We start from the raw sequence: 13,339 nt of genomic DNA on the forward strand, positions 1-13,339 counted from the left end.
TACCACTCCTAGTCAGGTATCAGTTCTCGCCATCCAATACGGCCTTCTTCAGCACTTTTACCAAAGTCAGCTCCCACTTTTATAGGCGTTAAAGAGCCGCCATCTCCAGATGATGAAGTCCTTGAGGGTGACATGTATATGTTATCCCCTAAAATATTCAAGCTTCCTACTATAGCGTCAAAGCCACCCATTCCAGAAACTAAGGCATCTTTGCTATCAACAATACCGTCATTATTCAAGTCAAAAACCGGTTCTGAAGGCGTCATTCCATTTGCCAATGGCATCGCCATAAGCCAAGAGTGACCTCCAGCACCGCACTCATCAGATTCAGGCACTAGCGTATTAAACACAAGAAAGCCATTTCGAATAGACGGTCTGACGATTAGACGCTCACCGTTCTCTGTGGCTACATCTGCCCCTGTACTAGTTTTTGCATCAAAGTCCATATACCAACCGCTCTGTGAACTCCAGTCAACCAAAGCCCCTGTTTTAGGCACACTACCTGGCTTGATTTCTGTCGTTTTTCTGACATCAATAGTTTTGGTTACATCTTTACCATCAGCATCCTTTACTGTCACTGAAGTCGTAGACTGCTCTATATAGACAGGGGCTAAATCTGATCGAGTCAAACTTTTACTAGACTTTGCTTTATCCCATACGACATATACTGACTGCACATCTGTATTTGTCGGATCTCCAGACTCAAGATACTTTCCAGTACCAAACGAAACCAACAAATTATCAGAACCATCCTTCTCTGGGTGAAACGCCAAGTTCGGCGCAGCTGTAATAGGTTGCACTTTGCCTGCTGAGTTTTTAGCTGTAAACAATGGAGCTGGTGAGCTACCCGATTTATTGGCTACTGCCCAGTCGCCTTCATTACTACTAGAAACATCGAATACCCACATATTCCCATTCAGGTCCCCAGCAAATATACGGTCGGCAGTCCCGTTTCCATCAACATCAGCGACAGCTACGCCTGAGAGCCCCCCAGTCAGCCCCCCAGTAGATGAGCTTGTAAACTGAGTGTCAATTGTCTTGAATTTTACTGAATGGTCTGAGTTCGGCTCTACATTCACTATATAAAGCTTGGTCGTATTACTCTTGCTATTAAATCCATTACCAAAAATCACAGCCCAGCTATCGCTGTCTCCACTATTCATCTTCGCAACAATAGGGGTAGAAATCTGCTGTCCCATATCATCACCGCCATCAAACTCCCAAAGTACAAGACTTTCATACTCAGGCGTAGTGGTGGAGGAGGCTGCTGGTTGCTCCGCTTCAAATAAATCAGGGGTTGTCACATCTAACGCGAATATTCCTTTCCCGCCTGTACGCAAACCTCCGACAAGAATTGTCCGCCACTTGCCATCAAAATACACATCCGCAGCTATAGGGGTTTGGTCAACATAGTAACGATGTGTGTAATTAGGATCTGTCAAGTAATGTAAACCAGAGTTAGCTGTCGTGGAATATATCAGGTTAGGAATATACGCCATCACTTCACGCCCTCTGTCATCAATAATGGTGGAAGAATCATCCTTATCTGTTCGAGGGTTAGCGTTAAAACCATGAATCATTCCGTCATTAGAGCCGACATAGACAACTGCCCGACGGTTTTTTTGCGCAGTTTCAAAATCAGAATACCTTTTCCCCGCCAGGTCCTCTCCAAAGGGGTCTTTATCAGGGTAGTTCTGCGCCGGCTTGCCTACATATACCGGCGAAGAATTGATAATATCTCCCATAGACTTAGAACGTGATCTCAGGCCAGAGATATCCTTTCCTTTAATATATTCAACTTTATCTTGAGCGGTTGTTCCTGATGAATCTGGCACATCAAAATCCGCTTTCTGTGTAGCAGTCAGGTTGTCGTAGTCAAATCGAACAGTTTTATTGTTCGAGTACGTAAAGATATTTCTGCCGTCCTTTTCACTATCATCTATTGAATCATCATATATTTTTTCTATTCGTGCTCTTAATATTGATTCAGCGGACCATCCTTGATAGTCAGGGTCATCTGCATCATAAGGAAGAACATTACCCTTCGCATCAAGGTCAAGCGCATGAAGATCCCCTGTCCAAGCAGATGAGTTAAAGCTAGCCGAATAAACTGCACTCTCTTCTTTTAACGAGGCAGTATTGAAGGTTACTGTTGCAGCAGAGCCAATAACACTCAAGATATCTTTCAGTGCGGACTCAAGAACCACGCTCAGTGCAGCCGGATTCTGGGCATTAAACATCTCCCCTCTTCCATTTACTGCTGCATGATATAAATCATCAACCTGTGTGGAGTCTTCATCATTAGTAATCGTAGGCCAAGTTGGGTGATGGTTATGGGCGTCCTTTACTTTCAAATAGGTGCCGCCATCAGATCTTGGCTTGCCATAAACTGAAGAGCCTAACGCACCAAGCCCAACAGTATATGTATTCATATGCAAGTTAGGATTGCAGTCCAGCCAACTATCATGGGTTGCCAAATCACAATCAGATGAAGTCTTTACTTTTCCTGCTGGGATATCTGTCCTCAGAATTGAGTTATAAAAAAGCATGGAGACATCAGACAAAGTATTCGAATTCGTATCTTTAAAAGGGGCAGCCGCTTTATAGCTAATATTTCCAGCGCCTGCAGCTTTATCAGTTCCATCCACGTTCTTTATATCTTCATCCAACGTATTATTATTAAATCCGTCAGTAAACAATAGTGTAAAATTTTTCTGACACTGCAACGTAATTGTCCCTGCCTTTTTATATTCACTACCTGCGTGATGCAACGCATCACGCAAAGGGGTTCCACCCTCTCCTACGTGCAAATAGTTATCTTTCAAAAAGCCTATAACATCAGTACCTTTGTCCATATCGAACATGCTGACTGAGCGCTGATTATTAATCCAGAAAAGACCACTTCTAATCCCATCTATACTCTGGAAAGAGTGCCCTATAGCACCTCTGGTAGCTTGATGGCGCCGACGATAATATTTAAACCAGTTAGCAAAATTCTGCTTCTCTTGCGCGACAGTTACTCCAGTTCTTGCAGTATTTGTCGCCCCATTTGCAAATACATTCGTATCAGTGCCGGTAATCTTATACTCCTCAAGACAAGTGCCATCTGGAGCCAAAGCTACTATGTTCGATCCTGCTGGAAACTTATAGACCCCTGGCTTGCGCACGAACTCATCATAACGGCTAGGTATCGCGTCTCCACAAGAGTATGATTTGGTTGCAGACGAAGAGAGCACAACTTGCCCTGCCGGAGTGATTGTTGAATCCGTAGTCACCAACACTTGGTCAATGAACGCTCTATTCTCACGGTAACGCATTCTCAGTTTCTTTACACCGCTAGCTGGCAAGTCAGCAACAGCCCACTTTTCCCATACCCAGGATGTTGAAGTAGAATGACTATCAATCCAACCATTCCACTCCTGCCCACCATATGTTCCCCAACGACCATTATTATTCAGCGCATCAATTGCTGAACTACCATAACCATCAATACTCAGCCACACGGAGTCATCATTTCCACTCGGAAACCAACGGCGAATCCAAATATACACTTTACCAGTCAAGTTAATATCGAAAACAGCCTCGCCAGTTGAAACACTGGGCAAGCTGTCAGCACGCGGAGGTGAGCTAGAACTAACGTTGCTGACACCAATAAAATTTCCATACGATGCGTCAGAGCTAATATATGAGAAACTATAGTAAGTGCTGGCACTCATATCACCCGCACTATTTAAAGTAGTACCTTTTTTAAACTCCGACCCTTCGCTTATATAATTCTCCGCCTCAAACAACTGAGAATAATCTGGAGAGATAACGCTCCCCCCACCACCTGATGAATCATATGTATATGAAGATGCTGTATTCTTCAAATAGTATGTAGCCGGATAATAACTCCCTCGATAGTATCTAGAACCATCTGAGTAGTTGGCAATATTAGCGCTAGAGCAAGAGCTCCCTGAGTTACCCGCATTGTCACAAACCATATCGTTATCAGAAAGATAAAACTGCCAACTGTAGTCTGCTAAGGGAGGTGTAAAGTCTTCAAACAGTTTCATAGTTCTGCTTACTAGCGGGTCAAATCTAGTAGCAGAAGTAGATGCAGGACCAAAAGTTGTATACTCTGTCGAGTCAGGGCCGACCAGCTTTCCTCCATATATCGGCCAAGGTTCGTATGTGACATTTGGGTCGTAGTATGATTTATTAAAATCAGGGCTACGAGCAAATGCATACGGCCTTAAAGGAGGCACAGCACCCCAGTTAGTCATCATGCCAGCTTTAGTCGTACTTGTATAATAGTGATCACTATAACCATTCGGGAAAAGATATCCATACCTATACCCTGAGGTGGAATACACCCCATTCTTAATAAAGTTACCATCACTATCCAGATACAAGTCACTCTTCAGATTATCAAACAACACCTCCCAGTCCATACTGCCTGAGTCATCTATTGACAACATAATATTATGTTTCACCGAAGAATCTAGAAACAGAGGCTGGCTTGTAGGACTAACACTCGCTGAGAAACCTGCACTTGGAAATACTAAAATGAATCCAGAGGCGCACCATAAGAATTTTTGTTGCAACTTTTTCATAGTTAAATCTCCAACGACCTATCGCGCTTAATACCGTTTTCCATAATAGCTTTCCACCATCCTCAAAGAATTTCCTGAGCCTCCAGTACTTCGAGATATAATCCTAAATCCAAGGACTTCTCCCTGCCCCGTATCGTGACCATAATTATCGATACCTGGCTTTCTATCTTTAGTTCCGCCGACTTGGCCAACATACTGAATGATATAACGAGGTTCTTCATTAAGACCGAGGGATGTTTTTAAGTCATCACCGACAGCTTTTATAGACTTTGCATCATCAGTCCAAAGTGTTTTAGAGTAAATCGCTGGTTTATCTGTTTCTGAGTATAACCCCGAAGTCGTTCCAAACCCCTCAGGTGAAGCCATACCATCCAACGCGGACTCCGCCTCTCTCACAGCACTCTCCACTCCATGCAATGCCAGATTAGAGTCTTGAATGGCAGAAGACATCTTTCCTTGCATGACACTATCATTCATTGACGCAAGCCCAATAATTGTTAGAACCAGGAGCAGTATCAAGCTGATAAAAAGCGCCGCTCCAGACTGTTTTTTTAACATGCCAATTCCCCCTTTACTTAACGCGGTTACGAACCGTAGTAATTGACTGCAACGAAGTCTGTACCACTTGATTTCCAGCACCTTGATCAACAGAATTTTCTGAACTTAGGGTAAAGGATGTTTTGACTGATACGACTTTTTCGTTATCAAGGCCCGTTGTCCCAGGCTCTAAATACCTATTAACTGTTCCATCTTCGTCAGAGTCTTCTCCCATGAGTACTTGTAAATCATCAACGCCTTCGGCCAATTCAAAAGTTTCCACTTTCTGGCCTGAGAACTGCATTTGAAATAGAGCATTCCTGCCGCTAGCTCCCACGCCAATGTAAAATATATTTTCTCTGTACTTCATGAGGTAAGAGTCATCATCAGAGTAGTTTCCAGACAACTTACTTGAATTATTTACATTATCAGCATGCGCAATAGTATCTTTTGTCCCGCCGGACAATGGGTTATTTGATATAGCAAACATCTCAGAGTTCTGGCAGTTTGTTACTAATACAATATCATTTTGCGATAGCCCACATGCTGTAGCGTCCTCAATTTTAAATTGTGCTGTTCCACCGCCACCTGAATTATAACTAACGACTTTCCCACCCTCACAAGGGCCCGCCCCCCGCAATATAAGAACATCAGTACCCGATACAATATTCCCCGAGGCAGTTCCTACAACCAGACCGTAATTGGCCAAGTCGGTACCGGTAGTATTTGAGACATCGTTAAAAGCCTCAACCATATTACCCCCATCAAAAGCCAGAGCCTGTTTAACCGCCGTAAGAGAGAACTTAGATACATCAACATTATTCGTGAAAGACAATCCTTTCGCACATCCAAGATATGCCGCACTTCGGATTTCCCTACTAACCACTTCGCTAGTTATACGACCGTTTTCCTGAACTCTTGCAAAAGCGTCTTGAACCCTAAATGCCGTTTTATTTGAGTTGAATATTTGAATCACACCGGCAATCAAGAGCGCGCTCAAAGCAAGAGCTATCATTAGTTCAACAAGTGACAGGCCTGACTGCCTGATATGTTTCATTTCATAAACTCCTAGGGGTAGAAGGTATAACTAAGCGTAGCTTGTTGGAGCGCAACATTGGCGTCATCTTTATCAGCACCTTGCTTCACACGCTCATCCCACGTGATAGTAATAGTGTATAAATTTCCAGTATGTTTAAGCTCGCCTTTACCATTCGGTAATCTATTGGACAGCTCTTCTAACCATTCAGCCTTATCATTGGCAGCCATATCTGCAGCAGAACACCCTGTGCTTGTAAGACAGGCAGCTTTTTTAGCGTCACCTGTAATTGCGTCATAATTGGAGTCTTTACGCCCCTGAAGATTGGCTCTTATACGGTCCGCCATATCATTAGCAAGATAGATAGCCTGACTACGGGCGCTTGAGTTCGTCGATGCTTTGACGGAGAGGGTTTGAAGCCCAGCAACACCGAGCAAACCAATAGCCAAAATTACTACTGCGACTAGTATTTCAATCATTGTAAAGCCAGACTGGCGAGAGCTTGGGGAACGTATATTCATGGGCAAGTTTCCTCCGCGACACTTACACGGCCAGCTGCACTGATAGTCACCGCACGACCCTGTACATTTGCATTTGAACTACAGAGTTTGAAGTTAGCACTAGCGGAAGCAAAACCTGAGGCACGATAGATTATCGTTGTCCCCCCTCCGTTTAAGCTAAGAGTCGAACTGTCTTTCACACCTTCATATACCCGTATCTCTTCACCTGCGTCATAAGCCCCGTCACCATTAGCATCAGCCCAAATCCTATATCCAGAAGCCCAGCTTGAGGTTCCACCGGTTCCGCTAACCCTGATTTCCCCCCCCTGTTAACTGCTTCCATTCGAGCTAAATTTAGCGCTCCTACAAGGGTATTCGTATTGGCAGTCACGCGATTACTATCAATTAAATTAGAAAAACTGGGGAGCCCCAGAACTAATGTTATAGCCAGAATGGCGATAACAACCATCAACTCAACTAATGTAAAACCTTTCTGCTTCATAGATTCTCATCCTTTTTAAGCACCTTAAAAATAATTTAGATGAATAGCATAGTCATGCGCCGCACGATAAACGGAGCATTTGCGGGATAAACGGTCTCAATGGGAGGGGAAGTGTGAACTGGAGCACAGGACTATGCTGCGCTCCAGTTTGATCATGATTCGTTAACGGCGGGAATTCTTAGCTCTTTAGGCATCGAGAAAACGATGTTTTCTTCGCGCCCAGCTATCTCTGCTGGGGCTTCGCCACCAAGTTCTCTTAACCTTTGCACAACTTGCTGCACCAACACTTCTGGGGCGGAGGCGCCTGCCGTGACGCCAACACTGGCGGCGCCAGCGAACCAGTCTGACTGGATTTCATGGGCGCCATCAATGAGGTATGCAGGGGTTTGCATACGCTCGGCTAATTCCCGCAAGCGGTTGGAGTTTGAGCTGTTTACTGAACCAACCACCAACACCACGTCGCATGTGACCGCCAGCTCTTTGACGGCATCCTGGCGATTTTGCGTCGCATAGCAGATATCATCTTTACGCGGGCCTTTGATTTCAGGGAATTTTTGGCGTAACGCGTCGATTACTCGAGCGGTGTCATCAACAGACAGGGTTGTTTGGGTGACATAGGCGAGATTTCCGGGATCATTAACAATGAGCTTGCCTGCATCCTCTTCATCTTCCACCAAGTAAATGGCGCCGCCATTAACGCTGTCGTACTGCCCCATCGTGCCTTCCACTTCAGGGTGTCCTGCGTGGCCAATCAGGATGCATTCCCGACCGTCTCTGGAATAACGCATCACTTCCATATGAACTTTGGTGACCAGTGGGCAGGTAGCGTCGAAAACCTTCAGCCCTCTGGCGTCGGCTTCCTGGCGCACCTCCTGAGAAACACCGTGGGCGCTGAAAATGACCAATGCGCCATCTGGAACTTCATCAAGTTCATCTACAAATACTGCGCCTCTTGTTCTGAGACCCTCCACCACAAAGCGATTGTGCACCACTTCATGACGAACATATATCGGAGCGCCAAAGACGTCTAAAGCACGGTTCACGATCTCAATCGCGCGGTCTACCCCGGCACAGAAACCCCGAGGATTCGCCAGCTTAATTTTCATGACAGCCCTCCTGTTCGCCAGTTTGCGCTTCTTTCACCACCAGAACCTCTACTTCAAAGTCCAGCGTATGTCCTGCGAGCGGATGATTGAAGTCAACGGTCACTATACCGTTTTCGATCTGCTTAATTACGCCGGGCAGTTCCGCCTTGGCGGCGTCAGCAAATGACATCACCATCCCCACTTCCAGACTTTCCTTATCGGGGAAGCTGTCTAACGGAAATTCCTGAACATTATTAGGATTAGGCATGCCAAACCCCTTCTCAGGCAGGACAGAAAAGCTCTTGCGCTCTCCTGCCCGCATTCCTCTTAACAACTCTTCAAAGCCTGCTGGCAGTGCGCCGTCGCCATACTCAAACTCGCCCGGTTTACCAGAAAAAGTTGAGTCAACAACTTCTCCACTCTCTAAACGCAGCTCAAAATGCAGAGTGATAAGCGTTCCGGCGCCGACAAACATTTCAGTCATTGCATCATCTCGTTAATTACTTATCTTCCGTCACACCGGAAGGATTACGGAATACATCAATCGCAATCATAAAAGCGCCAATGGTAATTGCGGTATCGGCGAGGTTAAACGCAGGGAAGTTGTATCCACCATAGAAAAAGTGCAGAAAGTCAACAACATAGCCGAGCACAGCCCGGTCATACAGATTACCTAGAGCCCCCCCGAGAACCAAGCTGAGAGCACAGGCCATCCAGCGCTCCGCGCGGTTCAGCCGCACCAGCCATAGCGCCAACACCGCACTCACAACAGCCGCCAGAATAATAAAGAACCAGCGTTGCCAGCCTGACGCATCAGCCAGAAAGCTGAACGCTGCGCCGGTATTATGCAGCAGCGTAAAGCTGAAGAAAGGCGCGACGGGCACAGATTCGCCCAGAACCATATTGGCGCTCACATACCACTTGGTTCCCAGATCAAGAACAATAACCGCCAAAGTCAGCCATAACCAACGCAGCATTGCCGGATTCACTTTTTGCATCTCGCCTCCGCCTTGATTGACTTCACTGGCCCGCGCATCCATTAGGCATATTTCCTTTTTTCTCCTGAGCCATCGATATTTTCGATGCAGCGTCCACATAGATCTTCATGTGACTTGTGAGCGCCCACATCTTCGCGATGATGCCAGCAGCGGCCGCACTTCTTGTACTCTGAGCTCTTGATGCCAACACGCAGGCCTTCCGTTTCCGTAGCGACAGAATTGGCTTCAGTCGCACCTTCCACACCAAAAACAGAGGCGCCAGATGTAATGAATACAAAGCGCAGCTCTTCACCCAAAGCGCTCAGATCACGCTGCATCTCAGGTGTAGCAAACAGGGACACTTCCGTTGTCAGTGAACCTTTCACTTTGCCTGCATTACGCGCTTCTTCAAGCGCTTTGTTGACAGATGTTCTGACCCGCAGCAGGCGGCTCCAATACTCGCGCCCCATTTCAGAACCTTCAGCCAGAGGTTGCAAACCTTCATAGAAAGTTTCAAGGAAGATACTTTCTGAGCGCTTCCCAGGAATATATGACCAGATTTCTTCTGCGGTGAAGCTCAGGATCGGCGCAATCCAGCGCACTAGCGCTTCAATGACATGATATTGCGCGGTTTGCGCTGACCGACAGCCGCGGCTGTCCAACTTCATGGTGTATTGACGGTCCTTGATGACGTCAAGATAGAAGCTGCCCAGCTCTACAGAACAGAAGTTATGCACTTTCTGATATACCTGAACAAAGTTGTACTGCTCGTAAGCCTTCTTCAGTTCTTCCTGCAGCAACCAGGCGCGGTCGACAATCCAGCGATCTAACGCCAACAGATCATCCATCGCCACCATGCCTTTGAGCGGATCAAAATCATTGATATTCGCTAATAGGAAGCGAGAAGTATTGCGAATTCGACGATAAGAATCCGCCGTACGCTCCAGGATATTCTTTGACAACACCATCTCAGCGCTGTAATCCGTCGCCGCAACCCACAGCCGTAGAATATCCGCGCCAAGCTTGTTCATGACTTCCTGGGGCTCAATGCCGTTCCCCAAGGACTTGGACATCTTGTGGCCTTTTTCATCCACAGTGAAGCCATGGGTGAGCACCTGCCGATAGGGAGCTTTACCTTTAATAGCCACCGCTGTCTTCAAAGAAGATTGGAACCAGCCCCGATGCTGGTCAGACCCTTCCAGATACAGATCCGCAGGGAACTGAGCCAGTTCTTCTCGCTGCTCCAAGACAGCGCTATGCGTGACGCCGGAATCAAACCACACATCCAAAGTGTCCGTGACCTTTTCATAATTCTGAGCGTCAGCGCCTAACAGATCTTCCGCATTGATATCCCACCATGCGTCGATACCTGTTTTCTCAACTTGTTTGGCGACTTCTTCAATCAAACGCGCAGTATCCGGGTGCAGCTCCTGGGTTTCTTTATGCACAAAGAAAGCGATGGGGACCCCCCATGTACGTTGGCGAGAGATACACCAATCCGGGCTCTGCTCAATCATCGCCTCAATGCGGTTTTGTCCCCAGGATGGAACCCAACGCACCTGCTTGATTTCCGCCAACGCCTGATCACGCAACCCTTGTTTATCCATACTGATAAACCACTGCGGCGTGGCGCGGTAAATCAGCGGCGTCTTAGTTCTCCAGCAGTGCGCATAGCTATGGGTAATTTTGCCGTGGCTTAGCAGGCGCCCGCGTTCTTTCAATATTTCAATTACATGGTCATCGACCTTGTAGACATGTTCCCCTGCGAATAACTCAACGTTATCCCGGTACACGCCACGGTCGTCCAGCGGATTGATAGTTTCAATGCCGTATTTGTTGCAGACCGCAAAGTCTTCCATACCATGGTCAGGAGCAGTATGGACAACGCCCGTACCTGCATCCAGAGTGACATGATCTCCCAGCAACGCAGGAATACTGCGGTTATAGAAAGGGTGGTGGAATGTCTTGCCTTCAAGGTCCTGCCCAGTGCAACGTCCTACGACCTGATAATCTTCAACACCGCAGCGGGACATGACGGACTCAAGCATTTTTTCCGCTACGATCCAACGCTGCCAACGACCATCAACGCTGCACTGCGTCAGCGCGTATTCAATTTCCGCTCCCAATGAGACCGCCAGAGAAGCAGGCAAAGTCCAAGGGGTAGTCGTCCAGATAACAATGGAAACATCTCCCTCGCCAGATGCGTCAGCAAACGCACTCAGTACGTCTTGCTCATTTTCAGCAGGATAGCTGACATCGATGGAGTTAGACGTCTTATCTTTATACTCAACCTCTGCTTCCGCTAAGGCGGAGCCGCCAACAACACTCCAGTAGACTGGCTTATACCCTTTCTGAAGATGCCCGCTCGTCGCGATCTTGCCCAACGCCCGGATGATGTCCGCTTCAGTTTTGAAATCAAGGGTCAAATAAGGTTTGAACCAGTCGCCAAAAACGCCCAGGCGTATAAAATCTTCCCGCTGCTTAGCCACCTGTTCCAGAGCATACTCACGACATTTCTGCCTGAATTCTTTATAGCCGACCTTGTCGCCAGCGCGACCAATCATAGTTTCGACTTTGTGCTCAATGGGCAGGCCATGGCAGTCCCAGCCAGGAACGTAAGGCGCATCGTAACCCGCCACACTCTTTGACTTGACGATGATGTCCTTCAGGATTTTGTTAACCGCATGCCCCAAGTGAATATTGCCGTTGGCGTAAGGAGGGCCATCGTGCAGTATGAACTTTTCACGCCCCTTAAACTCCGTTCTAATCTTCTCGTAGAGCTCAATATCTCCCCAGCGCTTCAGCATATCCGGCTCACGTTGAGGGAGATTGCCACGCATGGGGAAATCGGTCTGAGGAAGATTAAGGGTGTGCTTATAGTCGCTCATAATTTACCTAATATGCCAAAGTCAGGATTTTGCGCCTGCCATCCACTTACATTTTACTGTTTACACTTGAAAGTCATCTTACGGCGATCAATTCAATTGCTGCGACCGCCCTACAGCAGAGCCCAACCATACTTAGTGAACATACGATTACGGCTTTTCGCCACACACCATGCAGGCTTTCGTTCAGCCTGCACTATTGATGTTTTGCAGTGGCATAGATTGCAGTCGCCTCTTAGCGCCTTCAATATCTCTTTGTATCTGCTCTTGTAACTGCTCTAATCCGCTGAATTTGCGCTCATCCCGCAGTTTTTCAAGAAATTGCACATTTATTCGCTGGCCATATATATCGTCGGCATGCTCAAAAAGATGCACCTCTAAAGCTGGCGTCATTCCCAAGCCATCAATGGTGGGACGAACGCCAATATTAGCTACGCCAAATCGCACGTGACCTGTAGCCAGCGTCGTCTTAACTAAGTAGACGCCAGACAGCACTGGTCTTTTACGCCCTAAAGATACATTGGCTGTCGGCGCGTTCAACTGTCGCCCCAGCTTACGTCCATGCACCACGCACCCTGTAATACTGTAGGGCCTTCCAAGCAGGTCTTCCGCTTGCGTAAATTCGCCTTGCGCCAGTGTGGCGCGAATTCGCGTACTGCTGACACGCTCACCCTCTACTTCTACAGTGGGCGTATTTTCAACACTAAAGCCGGATACCACGCCAGACTTTTCCAGCAAGCGAAAGTCTCCAGAGCGATCGCAGCCAAAGCGAAAGTCATCGCCAACAACGAGGTGCTTAACATGAAGCCCTGTTACCAGAACGTCATCAATGAACTGCTGAGCAGTCAGGCCTCGCAGCCGGCGATTAAACTGAAGACACAATAAGTAATCCACATTTAAGGCGGCGATAGCATCTAACTTCTCACGGAACCGCATCAAGCGAGCGGGAGCGTCCAACTTCTCAAAAAACTCTCGTGGTTGCGGCTCAAACACCATGACCACGGCGGGAACGCCCATGCTTTCAGCCCTGGACTGCAACTGACTGATTATGACTTGGTGACCAATGTGCACGCCATCAAAGTTTCCAATAGTCGCCACACAGCCAGAGGCGAATGGTTTTAAGTTGTGCAGTCCCCGAATCAGTTTCATGCGTCTACAGCGGCCATGCAAAAGCGCGATTATAAAGCATGTGGCGCCAGCTGCCCAATCTATGAGATCTCAT

11 protein-coding genes are annotated in these 13,339 nt (G+C 47.2%); all 11 read right to left on the reverse strand.

The window, feature by feature from the left end:
* Positions 1–8 precede the first annotated feature (8 nt).
* A complete protein-coding gene (locus EUZ85_RS28070) occupies positions 9–4,595 on the reverse strand; it encodes a pilus assembly protein (RefSeq protein ID WP_127973423.1) in 4,587 nt (1,528 codons plus the stop codon).
* Between the two features lie 27 nt (positions 4,596–4,622).
* The gene (locus EUZ85_RS28075; protein WP_127973424.1) at positions 4,623–5,153 is read right to left on the reverse strand and encodes a PilX N-terminal domain-containing pilus assembly protein; all 531 of its coding nucleotides are present in this window, start codon (positions 5,151–5,153) and stop codon (positions 4,623–4,625) included.
* A 13-nt stretch (positions 5,154–5,166) separates the two neighbouring features.
* Positions 5,167–6,189 carry a PilW family protein gene (locus EUZ85_RS28080; protein ID WP_127973425.1) on the reverse strand — a complete coding sequence of 341 codons (1,023 nt, stop codon included), beginning with the start codon at positions 6,187–6,189 and terminating at the stop codon, positions 5,167–5,169.
* Positions 6,190–6,200: 11 nt separating this feature from the next.
* Positions 6,201–6,689, reverse strand: a complete 489-nt coding sequence (gene pilV, locus EUZ85_RS28085) for a type IV pilus modification protein PilV (RefSeq protein WP_127973426.1) — start codon at positions 6,687–6,689, stop codon at positions 6,201–6,203.
* On the reverse strand, positions 6,686–6,934 hold the full coding sequence (locus EUZ85_RS32075) for a GspH/FimT family protein (RefSeq protein ID WP_370454967.1): 249 nt from the start codon (positions 6,932–6,934) through the stop codon (positions 6,686–6,688). The genes pilV and EUZ85_RS32075 overlap by 4 nt, the downstream gene beginning before the upstream one ends.
* Positions 6,865–7,170: a Tfp pilus assembly protein FimT/FimU gene (locus tag EUZ85_RS28095; protein WP_127973427.1), complete on the reverse strand. Its 306-nt coding sequence runs from the start codon at positions 7,168–7,170 to the stop codon at positions 6,865–6,867. Before EUZ85_RS28095 ends, EUZ85_RS32075 begins: the two co-directional genes overlap by 70 nt.
* 152 nt (positions 7,171–7,322) lie before the next feature.
* Entirely contained in the window at positions 7,323–8,276 is a 954-nt protein-coding gene (gene ispH / locus EUZ85_RS28100; RefSeq protein WP_127973428.1) for a 4-hydroxy-3-methylbut-2-enyl diphosphate reductase, read from the reverse strand.
* Positions 8,266–8,739, reverse strand: coding sequence for an FKBP-type peptidyl-prolyl cis-trans isomerase (gene fkpB, locus EUZ85_RS28105; protein WP_127973429.1), 474 nt, complete (start codon positions 8,737–8,739; stop codon positions 8,266–8,268). The genes ispH and fkpB overlap by 11 nt, the downstream gene beginning before the upstream one ends.
* Before the next feature lie 16 nt (positions 8,740–8,755).
* Positions 8,756–9,295, reverse strand: coding sequence for a signal peptidase II (gene lspA / locus EUZ85_RS28110; RefSeq protein WP_241566883.1), 540 nt, complete (start codon positions 9,293–9,295; stop codon positions 8,756–8,758).
* On the reverse strand, positions 9,295–12,120 hold the full coding sequence (gene ileS / locus EUZ85_RS28115) for an isoleucine--tRNA ligase (RefSeq protein ID WP_127973430.1): 2,826 nt from the start codon (positions 12,118–12,120) through the stop codon (positions 9,295–9,297). The genes lspA and ileS overlap by 1 nt, the downstream gene beginning before the upstream one ends.
* Positions 12,121–12,303: 183 nt before the next feature.
* Positions 12,304–13,266, reverse strand: coding sequence for a bifunctional riboflavin kinase/FAD synthetase (ribF, locus tag EUZ85_RS28120; protein WP_127973431.1), 963 nt, complete (start codon positions 13,264–13,266; stop codon positions 12,304–12,306).
* Between the last annotated feature and the right edge of the window lie 73 nt (positions 13,267–13,339).

This window comes from Hahella sp. KA22, assembly GCF_004135205.1.
Taxonomy (GTDB): domain Bacteria; phylum Pseudomonadota; class Gammaproteobacteria; order Pseudomonadales; family Oleiphilaceae; genus Hahella.

Excerpts from the sequence above, each read along its gene's own strand:
- EUZ85_RS28070 (WP_127973423.1), bottom strand. The coding sequence starts at position 4,595 with ATGAAAAAGTTGCAACAAAAATTCTTATGGTGCGCCTCTGGATTCATT.
- EUZ85_RS28075 (WP_127973424.1), bottom strand. The coding sequence starts at position 5,153 with ATGTTAAAAAAACAGTCTGGAGCGGCGCTTTTTATCAGCTTGATACTG.
- EUZ85_RS28080 (WP_127973425.1), bottom strand. The coding sequence starts at position 6,189 with ATGAAACATATCAGGCAGTCAGGCCTGTCACTTGTTGAACTAATGATA.
- pilV (WP_127973426.1), bottom strand. The coding sequence starts at position 6,689 with ATGAATATACGTTCCCCAAGCTCTCGCCAGTCTGGCTTTACAATGATT.
- EUZ85_RS28095 (WP_127973427.1), bottom strand. The coding sequence starts at position 7,170 with ATGAAGCAGAAAGGTTTTACATTAGTTGAGTTGATGGTTGTTATCGCC.
- ispH (WP_127973428.1), bottom strand. The coding sequence starts at position 8,276 with ATGAAAATTAAGCTGGCGAATCCTCGGGGTTTCTGTGCCGGGGTAGAC.
- fkpB (WP_127973429.1), bottom strand. The coding sequence starts at position 8,739 with ATGACTGAAATGTTTGTCGGCGCCGGAACGCTTATCACTCTGCATTTT.
- lspA (WP_241566883.1), bottom strand. The coding sequence starts at position 9,295 with ATGGATGCGCGGGCCAGTGAAGTCAATCAAGGCGGAGGCGAGATGCAA.
- ileS (WP_127973430.1), bottom strand. The coding sequence starts at position 12,120 with ATGAGCGACTATAAGCACACCCTTAATCTTCCTCAGACCGATTTCCCC.
- ribF (WP_127973431.1), bottom strand. The coding sequence starts at position 13,266 with ATGAAACTGATTCGGGGACTGCACAACTTAAAACCATTCGCCTCTGGC.